Raw genomic sequence first — 20,896 nt, 5'->3', positions numbered from 1 at the left:
TCTGCACAATAACTCAGCACGAATACGACGGTATTCAATTAAAGTGTCGTTTCTTGGCTTAACTTACAATGTTTAGATTTAGCTAGCGCTAACAGATTAAGCTAAAATAATAGGTGTCAACGGCAATCGATGGCTTGAGCTGCAATTACTCACTTGAAATTGTGTTTTAATTTGAGCTACCATCCTCGCGAGTCCAACATACTGATTAATACTATGATCCAATACCAAGATAAAAGCATTGAAACGGATGCGGAAGGCTACCTACTTAATTTTGAAGAGTGGGAAGAAGGCATGATGACGATTCTTGCAGAACAAGAAAATATTGAACTCACCGATGCACATATTGAAGTCGTGTTGTTTGTTCGTCAGTTTTACCAAGAGTTTAACACCTCGCCTGCGGTTCGCATGCTAGTTAAAGCAATGGAAAAAGCACACGGCCCAGAAAAAGGAAACAGTAAGTATCTATTTAAACTCTTTAAAAAAGGCCCGGCGAAGCAAGCAACGAAACTAGCAGGGCTTCCAAAGCCAGCAAAGTGTCTATAATCTCGCGATAACTTTCGTTTGTAGCCATAGCCTCGTTCTAACGTTTATAAGGCCAAGCAAGTCAGAACATCTTGCGCATGTTTTAACACTCAACGGTCAAATAAGGCTAAAGAATCTTAAAACTTCGATATCGCTGATATTCGCATGGCCCTCGTACCACACTTTCAACCTGTGCGGTTCTTGGGCCAATCATCAACCATCGCTCCAATGCATCGATATCTGCAGGTCGGCCGCACGCCATCACTTCCACTGTGCCATCAGATAGGTTCTTTGCATAACCCGTTGTATTTAACTTCAGCCCTTCATGGCAAGTGTGATATCTAAACCCGACCCCCTGTACATGGCCCCGAACAACAAACTTCTTACAGATATCCGGCATCGTGTTATTCCTATCTATGAATACAGCTATTATATTAGCCTGATCTGCGCTTAAACCGTATTTAAGCGCAGTCATTACTGCGACATCATTGCATTTATCTGCGACATCACACAAAATAGCCCACCCTTTCTATTGTACTAACACGTAAGGCATCTCATGACTCCTGCAATACACCTCGTTAAAGGTCGCGACAAATCATTAAGACGCAAACACCCTTGGATTTTTTCACGCGGCATCTCCCGCGTTGATGGGCAACCTTCTCTTGGTGAAACAGTTGATGTCTTTGCGGACAACGGTCAATGGCTCGCTAAAGCAGCATATTCCCCAAATTCACAAATTCGCGCACGTGTTTGGAGCTTTGAAAAACAGGCCATCGATGTAGACTTTTTCGTGTCTCGCATCCAAACCGCTCAGCGACTTAGAGAAGACATTATCGAGAGAGATGGCTTAACTGGTTATCGCCTCATTGCGGCTGAATCAGATGGTTTACCAGGTATAACCATTGATAAGTACAACCAGTACCTCGTCTGTCAGTTACTCAGCGCAGGTGCAGAATACCAAAAAGACACCCTTGTAGAAGCTTTGCATCTCTGTTTTCCAGAGTGCTCTATTTATGAACGTTCTGACGTATCTGTGCGTAAAAAAGAAGGTCTTAATGAGCGCACTGGCGTTTTACTTGGAGAAGCGCCTCTTAAGCCAGTCGTGATTGAAGAAAACGGCGTGAAGATTAGCGTTGATATTATTAAAGGGCACAAAACCGGCTTTTATCTTGATCAGCGTGATAGCCGCTACCAAGCGCAAAAATACACAAAGGGCAAAGAAGTATTAAACTGCTTTAGCTACACGGGCGGCTTTGGACTTTACGCCCTCAAAAGTGGCGCGACTCGCGTCATCAATGCGGATGTCTCACAACTTGCATTAGACACGGCAAAACTCAATGCTGAACTCAACGGATTTACCGAGAAGAAAAAGGCGGTGTTTTTAAATGCCGACGTCTTCAAACTACTTCGTGAGTACCGAGATCAAGGCACAAAGTTTGATGTTGTCATCATGGATCCACCGAAATTTGCAGAGTCAAAAGCGCAACTCAACGGTGCTTGTCGAGGATACAAAGACATCAACATGCTGGCTATGCAAATTCTCAATCCGGGTGGTACGCTACTAACCTATTCCTGCTCCGGTTTAATGGATCAAAATCTATTCCAGAAAATCATCGCAGACGCCGCACTAGACGCAGGTCGCTCAGTAAAATTTGTTGAGCGATTCGAGCAAGCGGCCGATCACCCAACTGACACAGCATATCCTGAAGGCTTCTATCTAAAAGGGTTTGCCTGCAAAGTTATGTAGTGAGTATCTTGCTACGGTGACTCGCGAGTACGACCAATAAACCACTCATTATCTCCTGAGTGGTTTTTTTATGCCCTACTTGTCTCAAGTTTGAGACTTTTTTTCACTCTTCTCATTGAACAACCGAATTTCTCTACTATTTTCAATAATATGTTTGTATTTTCATGCTGCATTCAAAAAAGACGCGCAAAGTCTTAATTTGGATACACTAACATTGCCGTTCCTATTTGAAATTACGTCGTGGGTCACTATAGTTTATCTATAGATAACGTAACCTAATGACTTAGCTTAGATTATCAGACTATGGGATTAACAAATGTTTGTTCATTATAAGAACCTTACCAAAGTGATGACTTTGCGTAAGGGTTAAGGAGAGACACATTGAACAAGTTAGCCATTTCAACTATTGCCTGCTTTATCGCTGCCAGCTTGCCTGCCACTAGTCAAACACTAGAGCAAGCGGTGGCAACGACTCTTGCTACCAACCCAGACATCAAAGCCGCCTACAATGAGTATGTGAGTAAACGTTATGATGCAGAGGCCTCTGTAGGAGCCTACAGACCAAAAGTTGACCTAGACGGTGGTATTGGTTACGAAAGAACAGATTTTGACCGTGCTGATTCCCTAAACAACCGAAATGAGAGCCTAACGAGAAAGGAAGTCGGGATCAGTCTAACTCAGCTATTGTGGGATGGTAACGAAACATTCAACGATATGGATAGAACGGCGGCGGAAGCAGAATCTGTGCGCTACCAACTATTAGCAGACGCTTCAGACATCGCATTAGAAGTATCCAAAATCTATCTTGAGGCAACCAAGGCTTATGAAATTCTTTCCTTATCTGAGGCTAACTTAGACATACACAAAAAAATCTTTGCCGACATCAAAAGACGGGTTGATTCTGGTATTGGATCAACGGCAGATTTATCTCAAGTGGAAGCACGGATAGCGAAAGCTCACGGAAACCTGCTAGCCGCACAAAACAACTTATTCGACACCCACACACAGTTTAAGCGTATCGTTGGACAAATACCGCTAGGGTTAAAGTACCCACAAGCGGATCTTAATGCTATTCCTCCAACGGTCGAACAGGCACTTGATATAGCGATAGAGCAACACCCTGTTATTCGAATTTCTCAAGTGGATGTGGATTCTGCTCGTTTTCAATACCAACAGACTAAAGGTGTCAACTACCCGACTTTCTACATCGATGCGGGTCACAACTGGCGTGATGATGCTGGCGGTAACATAGGCACCGATAACGAAACCAGAGCAATGGTTAGAATGCGCTACAACCTATATAACGGTGGTTCAGATTCAGACCGAACGGAAGCTGCGGCTTATCAATTAAATAAAGCCAAAGATTTCCGCGATCGTACCTTCCGTATGGTTGAAGAAGGGTTAAACCTGTCATGGACCGGGCTCGAATTCACCGTTCAGCAAAAAGAATTCTTGGCCGATCATGTTGATTCAGCATCTGACACGGTTGTCGCCTACCAAAAACAATACAAAATCGGCAAACGAACGCTTCTTGATGTTCTCAATACAGAAAACGAATTGTTTGAAGCAAGAAAAGGTTATTTGGACGCAAAATACGCCGAGCAATTGGCTAAGTACCGAGTGATGAATGCGACGGGAAATTTATTACAAGGGCTACGTATTGATACCCCACAAGAGTGGAATGAAAAGGTGGAGTACTAAATCATGAAACTACGAAACTTACTGTCACTTTGTAGCCTAGTGGCATTCTCTGTCACCGCAACCACTCATGACCAGGATGAGTATGACTACATACCGGTTCCGCTAGCGGATCAAAAAGCGGATTTAATAGACAACGATAGTGACGGTGTCATTAACGCCCGCGACTTATGTGTCATAACGCCTGAAGGCTCGGTAATCGATAACGACGGCTGTGAAAAATATATCGATACGACACAATCTATGGCCATTAGAGTACTATTTGACAATAATTCAACAGAGATCAAATCGGTTTTTCAAAGACAAATTCGCCAAATGGCCGCTTTTCTAAACGCCTATCCAGAAACCACTATCGAAATTCAAGGCTATGCCAGTATCGTTGGTAACCCGGAGAAAAACTTGGTGTTATCTCAAAATCGCGCCGATGCAGTTAGGCAAGCAATTATCAACAATGGCATATCACCTGACAGGCTCACTATTGTAGGATTCGGTGACACTAAGCCAGAAGAACTCGGTTCGAATGAATTCTCTCATGCAATGAACCGAAAAGTCGTCGCATCTGTTGTAGGCTATAAGGGTGAAGTAGAAAAACAATGGACCATCTTCACCAAAATAGATAAATAACACACCATTTTTACGCGATTTCCTTTAAGGGTAGTCAAATCGGCTACCCTTTTTGATACGGTTCATTTAGTTCTTTTCAAACTCGTGCTACTCTTAAGCCAGTTATTACTAAGAGTATAAAAATCATGAGCAAATTGACTTCAGATGTCGAGCAAAACCTAGAACTTTTCATTCGTGAAACCAAGGCTACTGAGCTAGTTTGGGGTTTACGAAATGAAGAAGGTTGGCTTGCATGTGACTCAACGGAATTCGAAAATTCGGAAGTGATGCCATTCTGGTCTACGGAAGAAGAAGCAAAAACACATAATGTTGAAGAATGGGCGGATTTCGAAGTCTTGCACATTCCATTAGATATTTTTGTGGAAGATTGGTTACTAACTCTTGCAGAAGACGGGGTTTTAATCGGGGCAAACTGGAACGCACAACTCGATGGAAAAGAACTCGAGCCATCTGATCTTGCGAAGCTTTACCTGAAATAGAACTTACCTGATATAAAAAAATAGAGGCTTTCGCCTCTATTTTTTTAACTTAATCGCTTAGCTTTTAACGCAGACAACGCATTGCGATAAGACTAAAAACGGAAAGCGAGTAATGCCCGCTATCTCGCTTGCTTATCCGTTAGCGAATCTGTCACTGCTTGTTTGTTATCCATGTAATGCTGTAGCCCTTTTGCTCGAAGATCACACGCAGGACAGTCACCACAGCCATCTCCAATCACACCATTATAACAAGTAAGTGTTTCTTCTCGTACCAACGTTAACGCTTCATACTGGTCGGCAAGCGCCCAAGTTTCAGCTTTGTCCAACCACATAAGTGGTGTTTCGACGGAAAACTCTCTATCCATGCCTTGGATTAACGCCGTGTTCATAGACTTTACAAACTCATCACGGCAATCGGGATAACCAGAAAAATCGGTTTCACACACACCGGTAATAACACTCTGAGCGCCAATTTGATAGGCGTAGATACCAGCAAGCGTTAAAAATAAAATATTACGCCCCGGTACAAATGAGTTGGGCAAACCATTCTCACCAAGCTCATGTGAAACAGGAATATCATCCCGCGTAAGGGAACTGATCGCGAGCTCATTTAGTAACCCAACATCCATCACTTTATGTGCAGTAACTCCTAGTTTTTTCGCTAATGCTTGAGCCACTTCGATTTCTAATTTGTGACGTTGTCCATAGTCAAACGTAATGGCATGAACTTCATCATGCTCTTGTAACGCTTTAACTAAACAAGTTGTGGAGTCTTGACCACCACTAAACACGACCACTGCTTTTTTCATTCTCGTTATTCCTAATCCTATTACGCAATACTGAGGTATTTATGCGTCTGTACCGATAAACGCCAGTTACGCTGAATACATACTTCAATACACAATTCAGTCGCCCGCAATTTTTGGCTAATGGGTTGCAACGCAATCACAACGTTTGGCTTCAACGTCACACCTAGCAACAATTCATCGAGCTGATCAATGTTTTTTTGAGTCGCCACTGGATGCTTTATCTCATTGGCTCTTTCTAGCGCAGAAGACCGTACAGGTAGCTTGCCTTTCATTGCCACCTTAGGTGACACTGTCACCCAAGTTTTATCTGTTACACTAATTGGGGCCGTTCCGCTCGTTTCAATCTGACACTGACAGCCTATGGATTCGAATGCTTGAGTTAACGGAAGAAGATCAAACTCACACGGCTCACCACCAGTAATGACAATATGTTTAGCGTTATAACCCAAGGCTTGATACTGAGCAATGACATCCTTTGCTGAAGCGGAGTACCAGGTAGGATCATCGCCCTGCTTTACAATGACTTCCCCAAATGTTCGTTCATCTTCTTTCTCCGCGAGCCATGTTTGCTTAGTATCACACCATGCACAACCGACATTGCACCCTTGTAGACGAACAAACACTGCGGGGACACCAGTATAAATGCCCTCACCTTGAATAGTTTCAAACATTTCGTTGATTTTATATTGCATATTATTCATTAAAAGCTGCTAATCGTGCCTATTGATAACCGATGTGCAGACCTTAAAGTATGCGTATTAGAAATTCAATACAAAGTCACCACCTAAATGTCTGGCAGTTCTTCACAAGTTTTTTTATTCTTGTCTCAATGTTTTACTTTAAGGTAAGTTATTGTGTATAAACTCATCGCCATTGACATGGATGGCACACTCCTCACGTCTGATAAAAAAATATCCGAACGTACTAAGCTCGCTATTCAAGCAGCGAAACAAAAAGGTGTCACTGTTGTACTGGCATCCGGCCGACCAATAAATGGTATGCTTGATTCAGTCAAAGAATTAGGGCTCAATTCGCCAGACGACTACATTATTCACTTCAACGGTGCATTTGTTCAAAGAACGCATAGCGGTGAAGTTCTTCACCAGCAAATCATTGATGGGCGCAGAGCAAAAGAGATCGCCTCTCTCGCCAAAGAGCTTGGTTTATATTGTCATGCATTTAGCCAAGAACTAGGTCTTATCACAACTGAGTCCAACCCCTATACCGACCATGAAGCCGAAATCAACAAGCTCGATATTGCGGTGTACGACTTTGACAAGTTAGAAGACGACCATGACATCATTAAAGCAATGATAGTTGGCGAACCAAGCCAGTTAACCGCAGGCATTGCCCATATTCCGAGCTCATTTAAAGACACTTATACTATTGTGCAGAGCGCTCCATTTTTCTTAGAGTTTCTCAACCCTTTGAGTAATAAAGGAGCAGGAGTAGCCGTTGTCGCCAAAGAACTTGGTATTTCTGCTGAGCAAGTGATGTGTTTCGGTGATGCTGAAAACGACCATCATATGATCAAATTTGCAGGAAAAGGGGTTGCTATGGCTAATGCTATGGAGGCGACAAAAGCCTTAGCCGATTACATCACCGATAGTAACGACGACGATGGTGTCGCTAAAGCCATTGAAGCGTTTGTACTATAGTTTCAATAGATAGAGTTTCAATGGATAGTGTTTCAATAGATAGAGTTTCGATGATTAGAGTATCGATATTTAGAGTAGCAACAATCTGATAATAATATTGCCATAACATCACAAGCGCTGTATCGGGTCACTCTACGGTTCAATACAGCGCTATTATCACTCCTAACATGTACCTCAACTTATTCATGGAGCCATCATGACAATACGCCTACTTCTAAACGGTAAAAAAGCCGCCCAAGATGATATTAGACAAGCGGTGACCCAACTTCGCCGAGAAGGTCATCGTATTGAAGTACGAGTCACCTGGGAGGCTGGTGATATTGACCGTTTAGTCGCAGAAGCCTGCGAGCAAGGTGTTCAACGTATTATCGCCGGTGGTGGCGATGGCACCGTTAACGAAGTCGTTGATTCGATTCTCAGGAAAAAAGGCACTCACGTAGAATTGGCAATTTTACCTCTGGGAACCGCTAATGACTTTGCAAGTGCATGCACCATTCCAACGTCTCCCTACGACGCTCTAAAGCTCGCATTGACAGGACAGGCTTTCCCCGTAGACGCCGCAAAAGCGAACCAACGATATTTTATCAATATCGCGACAGCAGGTTTTGGTGCGCAAGTGACCGCAAATACCCCTATTCCCTTGAAGAACTTCCTCGGTGGTGGTGCCTACACACTCTCAGGGCTCGTCCAAGCGATTAACTTTCAACCGTTTCAGGGGACCGTCAAATATGATGGTCATAGTATTGATAGCCATATTGTCATTGGAGCGGTATGCAATGGCCGAATGGCCGGTGGTGGACAAGCACTCGCCCCTACGGCGTATATAGATGATGGGTACTTAGATGTGGTTTCGTTAGAAGAATTTGCACCATCCGATATTCCAGTCGTTCTCGATGAGTTGCTGCAAGAAGATGACTTTACAGGTCAATTTGTAAAACGTAACCGAGTTAGACACATTGAATGGGTTTCAGACAGTCTTATGCCAACGAACTTAGATGGCGAACCAATGGCTGACACCACGATCACTTTTAGCATCCAACCGCTAGCAGTAAGGTTAGTGTTACCAGAGAGCTGCCCACTTTTATTTAATAACCGCCCCGTTTAAACAAAAAAACCAGCGAAAATTTTCGCTGGTTTCCGATTCTCTTTTTAGCCCATAGTTACGGTGGGTAACGACTAAGGCTAACTCAGTTATGATCGAGCTAGTTCGACCGTTTCTTCTTTTTGCCCTGCGGCTGGGTCATTAAATTTATTGATATCTAACGAGCCCTCAGACTTAGCAACAATACACGTTACGGCACTATCACCAGTAATATTTACCGCCGTACGGATCATATCTAGAAGACGATCCACACCCATAATCAACGCAATGCCTTCAAGAGGTAAGCCAACTTGGTTTAGAACCATAGCAAGCATGATTAGACCTACACCAGGTACCCCTGCTGTACCAATCGACGCAATCGTTGCTGTAAGAATAACGGTTAGGTAGTCGCCCATTGTTAGATCAATGTTGAACGCCTGAGCAATGAACGCGGTCGCGACACCTTGCATAATAGCGGTACCATCCATATTGATAGTGGCACCAAGTGGGATAGTGAACGACGAGACTTTGTTATCCACACCTAATCGATTTTGCGCCGTTTCCATTGTAACTGGAATCGTTGCATTCGAAGAAGCGGTTGAGAATGCAAACATGATTGCATCTTCCATCTTCTTCAAAAATGTCAGCGGGCTAAGACCTGTAAACGATTTTAGTAACACGCTATACGTGACCAAACCATGTAACAACAATGTCGCACTTAAAACGAGGAAATACTCCGCTAAGTTAAAGATTGCGCTGATTCCAAGACCAGTGAACAGCTTCGCCATCAGGAAGAAAACCCCATAAGGCGCGATATTCATTAACAAAGCAACAAGCTTCATAATAACATCGTTCAAATCTCTAAACATTGCAGCGACACGCTCACCAGGTTCGCCTGCAGCGCTGATTGCGATTCCGAATAAGACCGCAAACACAATAACCTGTAGAGTTTTACCTTCAGCCATTGCGCTAATAGGGTTGGTTGGGAACATATCGATAATCACTTGCCCAAGAGACGGTGCTTCTGCAGAGGCAAATGTACTGGCGGCAGTGAGGTCAGCCCCTTGACCGGGCTGGAACAATGTGCCCATAGTCAGAGCTAGGGTGATAGCTATAGCGGTTGTCGCGATATAAAAAACAACCGTCTTTCCACCCAAGCGACCCAATGTCGTCACGTCTTTCAACGAGCTAGTACCACAAACAAGAGAAACAAAGACCAGTGGTACAACAAGCATTTTAAGGCTGGCAATAAATATTTGACCGCCGACTTCAAAAAGACCATTTACAATGTATGCGTCGACAAATCCATTTTCAGCAAATAAGCCTCGAATCGCGAAGCCCGTTAAAATACCAGCAACCATACCGATGATCACACGTGTCGTGAGTGACATTGGTTTCTTTGCGTTAGTCATAATTACTCCTTATTTTTATAGTGCTTACTGATGGCGTCATCAAAAGCGCCTGCAGATTAGCAGCAAGACCCGTCAAATTAGAATGACAAATTTGTTTCGCTAATCCGCATCGTGACCGAGCTCACACTAAAATGGCCACAACACAACAACCCGTTAACACAAACAGCCGCACAACAATAAAAACTCAGCGTAAAATTTCACATATCACCACATTTCATATATTACTATCTTTTCAATGAGACATTAGAAAAATTAATATCATCCTGTTTTGAAAAAATTACAGCCTAATAAACGAAAATACCCAGCGCTTAGCGCTGGGTATTTTCGTTAAACAAGTCGACTTCTATCTATTCGATTACTTGTTCTACATGTAGATCAAAAATGACAGCAGTATCTGCAGGAACCGTTTGGTGAGCATTTTCTTTATAGGCAAGATGACTGGGTACATACAGGCGCCATGTTGCGCCTACATTCATTTCTTTCAATGCCACCATCCAAGCCAAAGGGACTTGGTGTAACTGTACGGTCATGGGTTGAGGTAAGTGCGTAGATCCGTCCACTAACTGCCCATTGAGTAGCCAGGTTTTATGTCGCACGCACACCGTACTCTTTGGAGTGATGTTCGCAGGGTTATTCCCGACATTGAGAAGCTCATATTGAATCCCAGAACTGTGGCTCAAGACTGAGTCACGTTGACCATTTTTAGTGAAAAACTCTCGCTCATAATTGGCTTTTTGTTGCTCTAGCGTCGTTTCCGCCAGCTTTCTTTGCTCTTCAAGTTCAGCTTTTAGCAACTCCGCATCCTGGGGATCAAAAGGCCATTCTTTTTGCAAAAACGTATCCATAATAGCTTCTTGGATAATTTTGATGTTCATTTTAGGAAACGACTTTTTCGCCAACTCTGTCGCCACTTCTCGACCAAGAATATAGCTGACTTTTTGTTCTAACGTTTCGATATCCATGACAACCTCAATACTTGAAAATACACACAGTATTTTATGTGTTTATCAAAGAGTTTAAAGTATTTTACGGATACACGCTAAGGCGTTACGTAATGGTCTTAGGTCGTTACCGAGAAAGAAAGAGGTAAACAGACAAAACAAACAGACAGCGCTAAGTGCTAGTTATGGTGAAGTGTTAGTTATGGTCAAGTGTTAAGCTGTGATAGTAGTAGTTGTTGTTTGGTAGTAATAATAGTAATTGGGTAGTAATAGTAATTGGGTAGTAATAGTAATTGGGTAGTAATAGTAATTTGGTAGTAATAGTGCAGAAGCCAAAAACTTGACCTCTACACTTACTTTATTTTCCCGCATGTTTTGAAATGTCTTCATTTCATTTTGTCAGGTGGTAGACAGAATGCACCAATGCCATTGCGGCTTTACGTGCTTTCTGAAACTTCCGCTTGTGACGGTTCGATATCAGGGATTGCATGTGAGCTTTCAATGGGTAACGTTTGCAGCACATATTGACCCGGTGCATCATATAGCACTGGAAATGCGTCATTACCAACCGAATAAGGGGCAACCTTCTCATCTGCATTAAATTGGTTTAACCACTCGTCCCAATGCACCCACCAAGACCCTTTTTGATGCTCTGCATTGTTCATCCAGTCATCAGCAGACTCTTCCAGCGTAGAGTTAGTCCAATAACCATATTTATCCTTGCCAGGATGATTAACGATCCCAGCAATATGACCTGATTCGCCCAGTACAAAAGTCTTATTTCCACCAACCTGTAATGCACCTCGATACGTACCTTGCCACAATGCGATATGGTCTTCTTTAGTCGAGACAAAGTAGCTTGGAATACGGATTTTGTTCAAGTCAATCCACACTCCCCCAACTTTTACACCTTTATCCTGAACTAATTGATTCTCCAAATATAATTTCCTTAGCAAGAAATTATGTGTTGCTGCGGCTACATTGGTACTGTCACTGTTCCAATACAGTAAATCAAAATCAACCGGACTGTTTCCCTTGAGGTAGTTGTCTATATAGTAGTTCCAATACAAGCTGTTCTCTCGCAGCAGGCTAAACGTCACACTCAAAGAACGACCATCCATATAGCCCTGTTGAATATTCTGTGCTTCAATGGCACTAACGATAGTATCGTTAATGTATGCGCCCACCTCACCAGGTTGTTCGAAATCCAAAAGTGTGGTGAAAAATGACGCAGATGCTATACGCTTTTTCATTCGTTTTGCTGCATAGTAGGCAACCGTGGATGCTAGCACGGTACCGCCAATACAATAACCCGCCGCATTCACTTGTTCTTGCCCTGTGATTGCCTCTATTGCTGACACCGCTTTAACGACGCCTTCGGTGACATAGTCACCAAATTCTGTTGTCGCTTGTTCCGGCCCAGGGTTGCGCCAGGACATCATGAAAACAGGATGACCTTGCTCCAAGAGCCACTTCACCATCGAGTTCTTTTCTCTAAGATCGAGGATGTAATACTTGTTAATAAATGGCGGGACGATGAGTAGCGGCGTCGAATTGACCGATTCTGTCAACGGGCGATACTGAATCAACTCAAAGAGCTCGTTCTTAAATACAACATCGCCTTTTGTATTCGCCACGTGCTTACCAATATCAAACGACTTCGTATTGGTCATTCTGATCTTAAGTACGTCAGCACTGGCTTCCATGTCTTCTTGAAGTTGCTGCATACCCGCGAGTAAGTTCTCGCCCTTTTGCTCCAAAGTCAACTGAAGTAACTCGGGGTTAGTGGCGATAAAATTACTTGGCGACAAAGCGTTTAAGGTTTGTCTAGAAAAGAAAGCCAACCTTTCTTTCGTTTTTTCATCAACGCCTTCAACTGCATTTATGGTGTCGAGGTAGGTTTGGCTAAACAATACGTAAGACTGCTTGATTACGCTATAGAAGGCGTCATCTTTCCATGCAGCATCTTCAAAACGACGGTCACCTTTTTCTACGGAAACTACATCTGTTTTATCATTTTGAAGGGCTGCACGCTGCCATATTTCTAACTGTTGCATCCACCATTTCATCTGGACATCCAGCATCGCAGCTGGCTGCTTAGATGCTTTATCCATAAATTCTGCAGTATCTTCTATATTGAGTTCTTGCATCGCTTTTGAAAGCGGATTATTAACGGCTGCCTTGCCCTGCTCGAAATCTTTCCACCATCGCTGGTTACTTTCCTGCAATGTTACAAGGTAGTCCGAAAAGAAGTTTTGAAACATAATTCAAACCCTTTTCTAAAAAATAAAAAAGGGGCACGAGATACGATGTACCCCGAAACCCCTAACATATACTTACTGCCAAATTAAGCTGGCGTATTAGTTTTAATTGTCTCGGTAGTCAGCGTTTCTATATCGTCTTTGAATTCTTTAGCAACTTGCTGAAGCTTATTGCTATCATCCATCATTTGTTGAGATAAGCGAGTAAGCGACGTAACTTGTTGAGTATTGAATACTGTTAGCGACGAAATGTCTTTCACTTCTGCCACCGCTTTCATTTGAGATAATCCTAGTTCGCTATAGGTTCTCATCGCATTAAGTTGCAATTCAGTTAGTGTTTCAACATTTTTTGTCATTAGCTTGCTAAATTTCGCATATGGTTCAAATGTTTTTTCTGACTGCTCATTGATTACTTTAAAAATATCCGTGTACATAGTCGCTCTCCTAAAAATATAAGTTCAGTGTGTATTTTTAACGTTATGAAAATATTGATTTCCAATATCTAAATTCGATTAACAGCGCTTTAGAATAAGTGCTGTACCCATGCCACCACCGACACATAATGTCGCTGCGCCATACGTGTGAAGCTCGCGTATCATTTCATGAATTAATGTGACGACAATTCGATTTCCTGATGCGCCTAACGGATGCCCAAGTGCAATAGCGCCACCATTCGGATTAGATTTTTCAATAATCGAATCTGATGATACAGAGCACTCGTCTGCTAAGCTTCGAATGACACCAAGTGCTTGAGCGGCAAATGCTTCGTTGAACTCAAACGTATCGACATCGGATAATGAAAGATCCGCTTTCTCTAACGCTTTTGTCATGGCCTGTACCGGTCCTAGTCCCATAACTTTTGGGTTTAGGCCCGTTTGCGCCGTTGACACTATTTCACATAGAGGCGTTAATCCTAGTCGTTTGACAGCGTCTTCAGAAGCAACGATGACGGCACTTGCTCCATCGTTAATGCCAGATGCATTGCCGGCCGTCACCGTGCCTTCTTTGTCAAACGCAGGTCTTAATTTACCCAAGCCTGCTAACGTTGCATCAGATTTAGGGTATTCATCAATGGCAAACTGAGCGGGTTGACGCTTTATCTTAATCTCCACCGGTACGATTTCATCATTAAATCGCCCAGCTTCGATCGCCGCCACTGCCTTCATTTGACTTTCCAACGCATAGGCGTCTTGGTCTGCACGCGAAATATTAACTTCACGTGCAACATTTTCAGCGGTAACACCCATGTGATAGCCATTAAATATGTCTGTCAACCCATCAGAAACCAGTAAATCCTTTGCTGACATATCTCCCATTTTATTGCCGGAGCGCACGCTTGCAGGTAAAGCAAATGGAATCTGCGACATTACCTCCACACCAGCAGCAACGACCACTTCAGCCTCACCCGCTCTAATATGAGACACTGAATCCATAATTGATTTCATGCCACTGCCACACACCATATTCAAGGAATAAGCTGGAACATGTTCGGGAATGTTCGCATAGATTGATGCCTGTCGCCCTACGCCCATTCCTTGGTTAGCGCTAATAACATTTCCAACAATCACTTCATCAATATCTGTTTCGTTAACAGCGCAAGATGCGAGCGCACCTTTTATTGCTTGTGCCGCTAACTGACCAGCAGTACAGTTTTTCAAACTTCCACCGAAACTACCAATTGGTGTACGTTTTGCTGCGACGATATATACTTTTTCCATTATCGGTTTCTCCCCTAAGCCATGTATAAGCCGCCATTAACTGACAGTGTTTCACCGGTAATGTACGCCGCTTCGTCACTCGCTAGATACGCTACGGCAGCCGCTATTTCTTCAGGTTTAGCAAGTCGTTGCAGCGGGATCGTACTTTTAATTGAATCCAGAACGTCTTCTCGCATCGCCTCTACCATCGGCGTTCCTGTGTAGCCAGGAGCAATAACATTGACTGTCACTCCTGAGCGAGCACCTTCTGCAGCGAGCGCTTTGGTAAAACCAATCATGCCAGCTTTTGCTGCAGAATAGTTAGCTTGGCCAAACTGACCTTTTTGACCGTTAACTGACGATATATTAATAACACGTCCACCACCTTTTTCGCACATTGCAGCAAATAAAGGTTGAGTCACATTAAAGACGCTATTTAAATTAGTATTAATTACGTCAAACCACGCTTCAGCAGACATTTTTTTAAATTGTCCGTCTCGCGTAATGCCAGCATTATTAACAACCAAATCAAACGTGCCTTCCTCTTCTTGAATTGCTTCAAGCTTCTTCTGGCACTCTAGGGTGTTAGTCACATCAAGTTCAAATAAACGTACCTGGTCATTAGTAAAACCCTTAGATTCAAACCATTCCTTAGCACATTCATAATTTCCCGTATAATATGTAGCGATCAGTCGATAATCATTTTCCACTAAACGAGAAGATATTGCCGAACCTATACCACCCTTTGAACCTGTAATTAACGCGAGCTTTTTCATTCCTGACTCCATTCCTAACAACTGACTATTAATCCATGTAACAACCTTACAAAATTAAGTTTCCATTTAATTTATAGTTGTCCTTTGTATTTATTATTAATTTACCGTGAAAATATTACAAAAATTCGAACCAACTCAATGTTAATAAAAACTTAATATACATACAGCTATTAATTTCAGTCGATAAAGAATTAATGGCTCGCTATCACATATCAGAGTGAAACTGATAGCCCACACAATTTCATGTTTTAAAATAAAACAATAAACCCTGTAAGTCACTGATAAAAAACAAAATATTATTCAGGATGTTAAACTGCAACAATACTACTGTTATTTTTACGTCAAAAATAGTGCATTTCAAAGGACGTGTATCAATTATTACACCTATTAGATCTAACAATATAAGTGCGTGAATAAGATAGGAATTACTAGCAAGCGGATTGTTTGATTTACGAAAAGATGCAAGGCGTTACATTTGGCAATATTACTGCACTAACTTGGTGACATGTTTTGCCATGCAATAGCGCGCCCATAAATACGATCTAAGTCACATACCCCATAAGAGGTATGCGACTCTGTTTTAAACACGGTTTATTGAACGATGTCTTTTTCCATCGAGAATTGCGGACATCCGTCAAACTTTAAATTGACCCACCGCTCGATCTAGGTTTTTACACCTTGCTTCAAGAGTGATACACGCATGCTCTGCCTGCTTAATAATCTCAGACATTTTATGGCTGTCTGAAGCTATTTTTTGAATGCTACTATTCAGTTCTTCACTAACGGCCGTTTGTTCCGTTGCGGCGGTAGCAATATGCGCATTCATTTCATTAATAATAGTGATTGAATGGGTAATTTCTGCCAGTGAGGTGGACGCCGTTTGTACCAAACTGATGGTTTCGCTACTGGTAGAGCGACTGGACTCCATTGCTTGTACCATAACCGATGCGCCTTGCTGCAGGCGCTCATTCATGGTTTGAATATCACCTGTGCTTTCTTGAGTCTTACTCGCCAGAGAACGAACTTCGTCCGCAACAACAGCAAAGCCTCTACCTTGCTCACCTGCTCGCGCCGCCTCAATGGCCGCATTGAGTGCCAACAAATTAGTTTGTTCTGCAATACCTCGTATCACATCTAATACCGACGCTATGTTTGTTACATCACTTGTTAATCTATGAACGCTTTCCTCTGAAGTAATAAGTTCTTGAGCTAGCCCTTCGATAGAAGAAACCGTCAAGCCGATTCCCTCATTAGCTTGACGTGCTTCATCTGCGCTCTTATCTGTTGCCTGGGCCGCTTCATGTGCATTCTGACTCACGTTGTCGCTCGTTGCTCTCATCTCATTAATTGCTGTCGCAACCATTTCGCTTTCTTGCTGTTGTGATAAAGAGGCATGAGTGATCTGCCCTGCCAACTCAATGAGCACTAACGTATGCTCCCTCACCTCAGATGTAGATTCGACGACTTCACTAACCGTTCCTTGTATACGCTCAACAAATTGGTTGAATGACTCCGCTAGATGCCCAATTTCATCATTAGATTCCACGTGAACTCTTTGGGTCAAATCACCATCACCGGACGCGATCTCCGCCATCGATTTTTCAAGCAAGATAACAGGCGCAACAATTAGCTTTGATATAAAAGCGGCGACTAAGAGTGCGACCAGTATGGCGACAACTGTCCCAACTTCGATGGCAAGTTCAGCCTCTTTTACGGCTTGATCACTATCCAGTTTTGCTTGCGATTGTAAACGCTCTATTTCATCTAAAATGACTTTCAGGTTGCCTCGTATATCCACAAACAGCTGAGTGATCAATTTTTCATTTTTATTGAAACGCTGATAGGCTTCACTTGGCGATGCAAAGAGCTTTTCGTACTCACTCACAAGCAACTTAGTATCAGACTGTAATTGAGATAAGTAAGGTGAAAAGCGGCCGTCCAATATACCCGAGTCAATCAATTCTTGAACTTTGCTTACTCGCGGCAAAGCCTTATAAGCGTTATCTTCAAATTCAAAACGCTGTTTTTCTACTTCTTGGGGATCATCCGTTGCAATAATAAATGCGTACCCTGCTGTCGATACTTGATAAAAATCTCGATACGCATCTTCCAGCGAGTTCACACTGGTTGTATTTCATCATTGAGCTGCTCATTAATCGTGGCCTGCTTACCAAAAAGCAGCGCATTATAGATCACCAACCCGCCAAATATGATTGCCATCAAAATCACCGGTATCATTACCTTAATTCTGAGGCTTAAACTATTAAACCACATTACGTTTATCTCCTATATTTAAACTAACCCCCGTTCTGTATTTGTATGTTATCGCTTTGCTTATCGCCAAACATACCTTTATCGACATAGCTCTCAACATCGCTTTTTTATTGTCACTTTTCCTACGCTAGTCCCAAAATTCTATAAAATAATTTAAAAATGCTACCGTCGACCAGACTGTTTTCCATGATTGTGACATTTTTGTTACTCTTAAAAGACATAACACAAACTCCCCGTTGCGGAACGACCAAAAGGACTGGACTTCATGCCGAATGCTAACCATCACCACACTCGTAATATTCGGAAAACACTGGTTGCTGGTTCCGCCATCGTTTTATGTTTCCTTGCACTGTTTTTTTATACCGAATACAGAGTTAATGAGGCGAAAAATCAGTTAACAACGCTAAAGTCTGACATCCTCACCGCTTCAAATGGGATGTTATTGATGAGGCGACATGAAAAAGACTTCATTGCCCGAGTTGAACCCGAATATATTGAAAAAATGCAAACCAGCTATCACGCAATAATGGGACAATTAAGCAACGTCAATGTGAAAATCATTCAGTCTGGGATTGAAACGGATTACTCCAACCAATACGCGTTGTCCTACATTGACGACTATGTGCAGTCTTTTTTCGCGTTGGCAGACCTAGTGGTTGCGATTCATGGGGATAACACTCCAAACGGACTCATCGACAATTTAAGAGAGCAATCTTTAAGGCTTGGTAATGAGTTAATCAAAGCGAATAGCACGACCTTAGACTACACCGCATTGACTATGCAGGATCTGATGTATCAGTTTTTTTCTGATTTTAACGTCGAGACTCTGCCTCGGATTGAACGCATTCTCAAACAAATGGAGAATGAAATCACCCAACAGCCTCAATCATTTGCACTATTTAGTGCTTTTCTAGAATTCAAATTGGCCTTCTATTCCCTTCAATCCGCTTATGAAGAATTCGGTTACACACACAATGAAGGTCGCCATGGTGCGCTTAGGGCAACGGTTCATCAATTAGAAACCAAGCTCAACACCTTGTTTGATGTCCTCCCCAATCAAATCGCCAACAAGATCGCGATTTACGACCGTTACAGATTGGTTGCGACTATAGCGCTTGTTGTCGCCATTATTTTGACCTTGCTGTATGTCATTCGACAAACCTCGATACTAGAAACGAAACTCATCACAGCAAGAGAGCATGAAAGACAAGCAAACCGAGCAAAAAGCGCCTTTTTAGCCAACATGTCCCATGAGATAAGAACGCCACTGAATGGAATATTAGGCATGACCGAGATACTATCGGATTCGAAGCTTAGTGCACTGCAAAAAGACTACTTGTCTACTATTGGCTCTTCTTCCCAAACCTTACTCATGCTCATCAATGATATTTTAGATCTATCCAAAATAGAGTCTGGGCACTTAGAAATTTGCCCGCATACATGTGCCATTAAAGAAGTCGTCTTTGATACCGCAGCACTCATCGCGCCCAAAGCTCAGCAAAAAGGCATTGAGTTAGCGATAGAGATTGACCCGACTCTCCCTAATTATGTCAAAGCCGATGAGCAAAAAGTCAGGCAAGTCCTAATGAATCTAGCCTCTAATGCCATCAAATTCACCGAATCAGGGAGCATTACATTTATCGCGTCACTTATAAAACAACAGGCGAACTCCGTGACGGTATACTTAGCAGTAAAAGATACCGGGATCGGCATCGACTCCAACAAACAAGCACACATTTTTGATGAGTTTCAACAAGAGGACGCCTCTACATCTTCGCAATACGGCGGAACTGGGCTTGGTTTAGCTATCTCATCGAAGATGATTGCGATGATGGGTGGCGACATTACACTCCACTCACTCAAGGGACAGGGCAGCGAGTTTTCATTTACCTTATTATTTGACAATGATGACCAACAATTAGCCCAACACACGGAGACCACTGTCTTCTACGTCTCTTTAAAGCACAATCCACTGTTAGTCGATGAATTAAATCGTTACGGCTTCTCATCACAACAAATACCGCCTAACCGTCTGCCATCCATCAGCCCTTCTCGTCAAAGTGTCGTCATTATCGACGATGCTGAGACCTACCATCAGTATAAAAAATTGGTCGAGCAGCATCGTGTCATCTTCTTAAGAAATAACCAGATTGAAGACAGCCACAATGACTTCACAGTGTCAGCTTTTATTACTTATCCTCTTTTAGGGGCAAGACTAAGCTGTGCGATTAAGTCTGTGTTGGAGCAAGTGGATGAAATAGAGCCGACTGAAACCCAAACGAATGCCGATGCAGGTTCTAGCGCTAAGATCCTTATCGTCGAAGACAATAAGGTAAACCAGCAAATTGTGACGATAAATTTAAACAAACTGGGTATCAACTACTTGGTTGCAAATGATGGGCAAGAAGCTTTGGCTATTTATCAACAGCAACACGATCAGATTGGGTTAATTCTCATGGACTGTATGATGCCGATAATGGATGGGTTTGATGCCACAGAGGCAATTCGAGCCTATGAATCATCACGCAACCTCCCGAATAAACACATTATCGCGCTTACCGCATCGGTGCTTGATGACGATATACAGAAATGTTTTGACTGCGGTATGGACGACTACCTGCCCAAACCGTTTAAGCGTGACGTGTTGATTGAAAAACTAGACAAGCAAGTTAACTTTTTTGCTCAAACTTAATGAAATTGGCTTTGTTGTTCTACCATGTTGGATAGTGATGTGGCTAGTCATAGGAATACCTATGACTTTTGCCTTTCAATGAGACTAGGTAGCCCGTCGACATAAACAATCACCACCGTTGATAGACGACATACTGCCCCGTCAAACCCGTATGATTCGATAAAATGTTTAAAAGTGCTCGATATTCGAGCAAGGTAACTCCTGTCATTGTTAAATCTTCATTTT

The 20,896-nt window shown here is 42.6% G+C and carries 19 protein-coding genes; 8 read left to right on the top strand and 11 right to left on the bottom strand.

What is annotated here, in order from left to right; all coding sequences use genetic code 11:
• The first annotated feature begins 213 nt into the window (after positions 1-213).
• On the top strand, positions 214-543 hold the full coding sequence (locus M9196_RS18600) for a TusE/DsrC/DsvC family sulfur relay protein (protein ID WP_250619006.1): 330 nt from the start codon (positions 214-216) through the stop codon (positions 541-543).
• A gap of 106 nt (positions 544-649) precedes the next feature.
• Here M9196_RS18600 and yccX read toward each other — a convergent pair whose 3' ends face one another.
• Positions 650-922, bottom strand: coding sequence for an acylphosphatase (gene yccX / locus M9196_RS18595; RefSeq protein WP_250619005.1), 273 nt, complete (start codon positions 920-922; stop codon positions 650-652).
• A gap of 156 nt (positions 923-1,078) precedes the next feature.
• Between yccX and M9196_RS18590 the strand changes: the two genes are divergently transcribed.
• From M9196_RS18590 to M9196_RS18575, 4 genes are all read left to right on the top strand, one after another.
• Positions 1,079-2,269: a class I SAM-dependent methyltransferase gene (locus M9196_RS18590; RefSeq protein ID WP_250619004.1), complete on the top strand. Its 1,191-nt coding sequence runs from the start codon at positions 1,079-1,081 to the stop codon at positions 2,267-2,269.
• A gap of 381 nt (positions 2,270-2,650) precedes the next feature.
• Positions 2,651-3,970 carry a TolC family outer membrane protein gene (locus M9196_RS18585; RefSeq protein ID WP_250619003.1) on the top strand — a complete coding sequence of 440 codons (1,320 nt, stop codon included), beginning with the start codon at positions 2,651-2,653 and terminating at the stop codon, positions 3,968-3,970.
• A 3-nt stretch (positions 3,971-3,973) separates the two neighbouring features.
• Positions 3,974-4,591: an OmpA family protein gene (locus M9196_RS18580; protein WP_250619002.1), complete on the top strand. Its 618-nt coding sequence runs from the start codon at positions 3,974-3,976 to the stop codon at positions 4,589-4,591.
• A 125-nt stretch (positions 4,592-4,716) separates the two neighbouring features.
• Positions 4,717-5,070, top strand: coding sequence for a DUF2750 domain-containing protein (locus tag M9196_RS18575; protein ID WP_250619001.1), 354 nt, complete (start codon positions 4,717-4,719; stop codon positions 5,068-5,070).
• Positions 5,071-5,189: 119 nt separating this feature from the next.
• Here the strand turns inward: M9196_RS18575 and queC are convergent, their stop codons facing one another.
• Both queC and queE read right to left on the bottom strand, forming a co-directional pair.
• Entirely contained in the window at positions 5,190-5,879 is a 690-nt protein-coding gene (gene queC, locus M9196_RS18570; RefSeq protein ID WP_250619000.1) for a 7-cyano-7-deazaguanine synthase QueC, read from the bottom strand.
• Positions 5,880-5,899: 20 nt separating this feature from the next.
• Positions 5,900-6,580: a 7-carboxy-7-deazaguanine synthase QueE gene (gene queE, locus M9196_RS18565; protein WP_250618999.1), complete on the bottom strand. Its 681-nt coding sequence runs from the start codon at positions 6,578-6,580 to the stop codon at positions 5,900-5,902.
• Positions 6,581-6,733: 153 nt separating this feature from the next.
• On the opposite strand from queE, the gene M9196_RS18560 reads away from it, so the two are divergent.
• Positions 6,734-7,537, top strand: coding sequence for a Cof-type HAD-IIB family hydrolase (locus tag M9196_RS18560; RefSeq protein ID WP_250618998.1), 804 nt, complete (start codon positions 6,734-6,736; stop codon positions 7,535-7,537).
• A 196-nt stretch (positions 7,538-7,733) separates the two neighbouring features.
• Complete coding sequence (gene yegS, locus M9196_RS18555) at positions 7,734-8,642, top strand: lipid kinase YegS (RefSeq protein WP_250618997.1); 909 nt, start codon at positions 7,734-7,736, stop codon at positions 8,640-8,642.
• 86 nt (positions 8,643-8,728) lie between these two features.
• Here yegS and M9196_RS18550 read toward each other — a convergent pair whose 3' ends face one another.
• The 8 genes from M9196_RS18550 to M9196_RS18515 form a co-directional block, all read right to left on the bottom strand.
• Entirely contained in the window at positions 8,729-10,030 is a 1,302-nt protein-coding gene (locus M9196_RS18550) for a dicarboxylate/amino acid:cation symporter (RefSeq protein ID WP_250618996.1), read from the bottom strand.
• Between the two features lie 347 nt (positions 10,031-10,377).
• The gene (locus tag M9196_RS18545; protein ID WP_250618995.1) at positions 10,378-10,992 is read right to left on the bottom strand and encodes an FKBP-type peptidyl-prolyl cis-trans isomerase; all 615 of its coding nucleotides are present in this window, start codon (positions 10,990-10,992) and stop codon (positions 10,378-10,380) included.
• Between the two features lie 416 nt (positions 10,993-11,408).
• Positions 11,409-13,235 (bottom strand): class I poly(R)-hydroxyalkanoic acid synthase, encoded by a 1,827-nt coding sequence (gene phaC, locus M9196_RS18540; RefSeq protein ID WP_250618994.1) that lies wholly within the window; start codon positions 13,233-13,235, stop codon positions 11,409-11,411.
• An 83-nt stretch (positions 13,236-13,318) separates the two neighbouring features.
• On the bottom strand, positions 13,319-13,666 hold the full coding sequence (locus tag M9196_RS18535) for a phasin family protein (RefSeq protein ID WP_250618993.1): 348 nt from the start codon (positions 13,664-13,666) through the stop codon (positions 13,319-13,321).
• A gap of 78 nt (positions 13,667-13,744) precedes the next feature.
• Entirely contained in the window at positions 13,745-14,950 is a 1,206-nt protein-coding gene (locus M9196_RS18530; protein WP_250618992.1) for an acetyl-CoA C-acetyltransferase, read from the bottom strand.
• Positions 14,951-14,964: 14 nt separating this feature from the next.
• A complete protein-coding gene (locus M9196_RS18525) occupies positions 14,965-15,705 on the bottom strand; it encodes an SDR family oxidoreductase (RefSeq protein ID WP_250618991.1) in 741 nt (246 codons plus the stop codon).
• A 634-nt stretch (positions 15,706-16,339) separates the two neighbouring features.
• Positions 16,340-17,827, bottom strand: a complete 1,488-nt coding sequence (locus M9196_RS18520; RefSeq protein WP_250618990.1) for a methyl-accepting chemotaxis protein — start codon at positions 17,825-17,827, stop codon at positions 16,340-16,342.
• On the bottom strand, positions 17,824-17,979 hold the full coding sequence (locus M9196_RS18515) for a hypothetical protein (protein ID WP_250618989.1): 156 nt from the start codon (positions 17,977-17,979) through the stop codon (positions 17,824-17,826). The genes M9196_RS18520 and M9196_RS18515 overlap by 4 nt, the downstream gene beginning before the upstream one ends.
• A gap of 265 nt (positions 17,980-18,244) precedes the next feature.
• Here M9196_RS18515 and M9196_RS18510 point away from each other — a divergent pair, with 265 nt between their 5' ends.
• The gene (locus tag M9196_RS18510; protein WP_250618988.1) at positions 18,245-20,671 is read left to right on the top strand and encodes an ATP-binding protein; all 2,427 of its coding nucleotides are present in this window, start codon (positions 18,245-18,247) and stop codon (positions 20,669-20,671) included.
• Positions 20,672-20,896: the final 225 nt, after the last annotated feature.

This window comes from Vibrio methylphosphonaticus (assembly GCF_023634655.1).
Lineage (GTDB): Bacteria > Pseudomonadota > Gammaproteobacteria > Enterobacterales > Vibrionaceae > Vibrio > Vibrio methylphosphonaticus.
Note: the sequence above shows the minus strand (reverse complement) of the source record. Positions and strands in the feature narration are given on the sequence as shown.

Bases quoted from the DNA above. Each gene is read 5' to 3' on its own strand.
- M9196_RS18600 (WP_250619006.1), top strand. From the start codon at position 214: ATGATCCAATACCAAGATAAAAGCATTGAAACGGATGCGGAAGGCTAC.
- yccX (WP_250619005.1), bottom strand. From the start codon at position 922: ATGCCGGATATCTGTAAGAAGTTTGTTGTTCGGGGCCATGTACAGGGG.
- M9196_RS18590 (WP_250619004.1), top strand. From the start codon at position 1,079: ATGACTCCTGCAATACACCTCGTTAAAGGTCGCGACAAATCATTAAGA.
- M9196_RS18580 (WP_250619002.1), top strand. From the start codon at position 3,974: ATGAAACTACGAAACTTACTGTCACTTTGTAGCCTAGTGGCATTCTCT.
- M9196_RS18575 (WP_250619001.1), top strand. From the start codon at position 4,717: ATGAGCAAATTGACTTCAGATGTCGAGCAAAACCTAGAACTTTTCATT.
- queC (WP_250619000.1), bottom strand. From the start codon at position 5,879: ATGAAAAAAGCAGTGGTCGTGTTTAGTGGTGGTCAAGACTCCACAACT.
- queE (WP_250618999.1), bottom strand. From the start codon at position 6,580: ATGAATAATATGCAATATAAAATCAACGAAATGTTTGAAACTATTCAA.
- yegS (WP_250618997.1), top strand. From the start codon at position 7,734: ATGACAATACGCCTACTTCTAAACGGTAAAAAAGCCGCCCAAGATGAT.
- M9196_RS18550 (WP_250618996.1), bottom strand. From the start codon at position 10,030: ATGACTAACGCAAAGAAACCAATGTCACTCACGACACGTGTGATCATC.
- M9196_RS18545 (WP_250618995.1), bottom strand. From the start codon at position 10,992: ATGGATATCGAAACGTTAGAACAAAAAGTCAGCTATATTCTTGGTCGA.
- phaC (WP_250618994.1), bottom strand. From the start codon at position 13,235: ATGTTTCAAAACTTCTTTTCGGACTACCTTGTAACATTGCAGGAAAGT.
- M9196_RS18535 (WP_250618993.1), bottom strand. From the start codon at position 13,666: ATGTACACGGATATTTTTAAAGTAATCAATGAGCAGTCAGAAAAAACA.
- M9196_RS18530 (WP_250618992.1), bottom strand. From the start codon at position 14,950: ATGGAAAAAGTATATATCGTCGCAGCAAAACGTACACCAATTGGTAGT.
- M9196_RS18525 (WP_250618991.1), bottom strand. From the start codon at position 15,705: ATGAAAAAGCTCGCGTTAATTACAGGTTCAAAGGGTGGTATAGGTTCG.
- M9196_RS18515 (WP_250618989.1), bottom strand. From the start codon at position 17,979: ATGTGGTTTAATAGTTTAAGCCTCAGAATTAAGGTAATGATACCGGTG.
- M9196_RS18510 (WP_250618988.1), top strand. From the start codon at position 18,245: ATGCCGAATGCTAACCATCACCACACTCGTAATATTCGGAAAACACTG.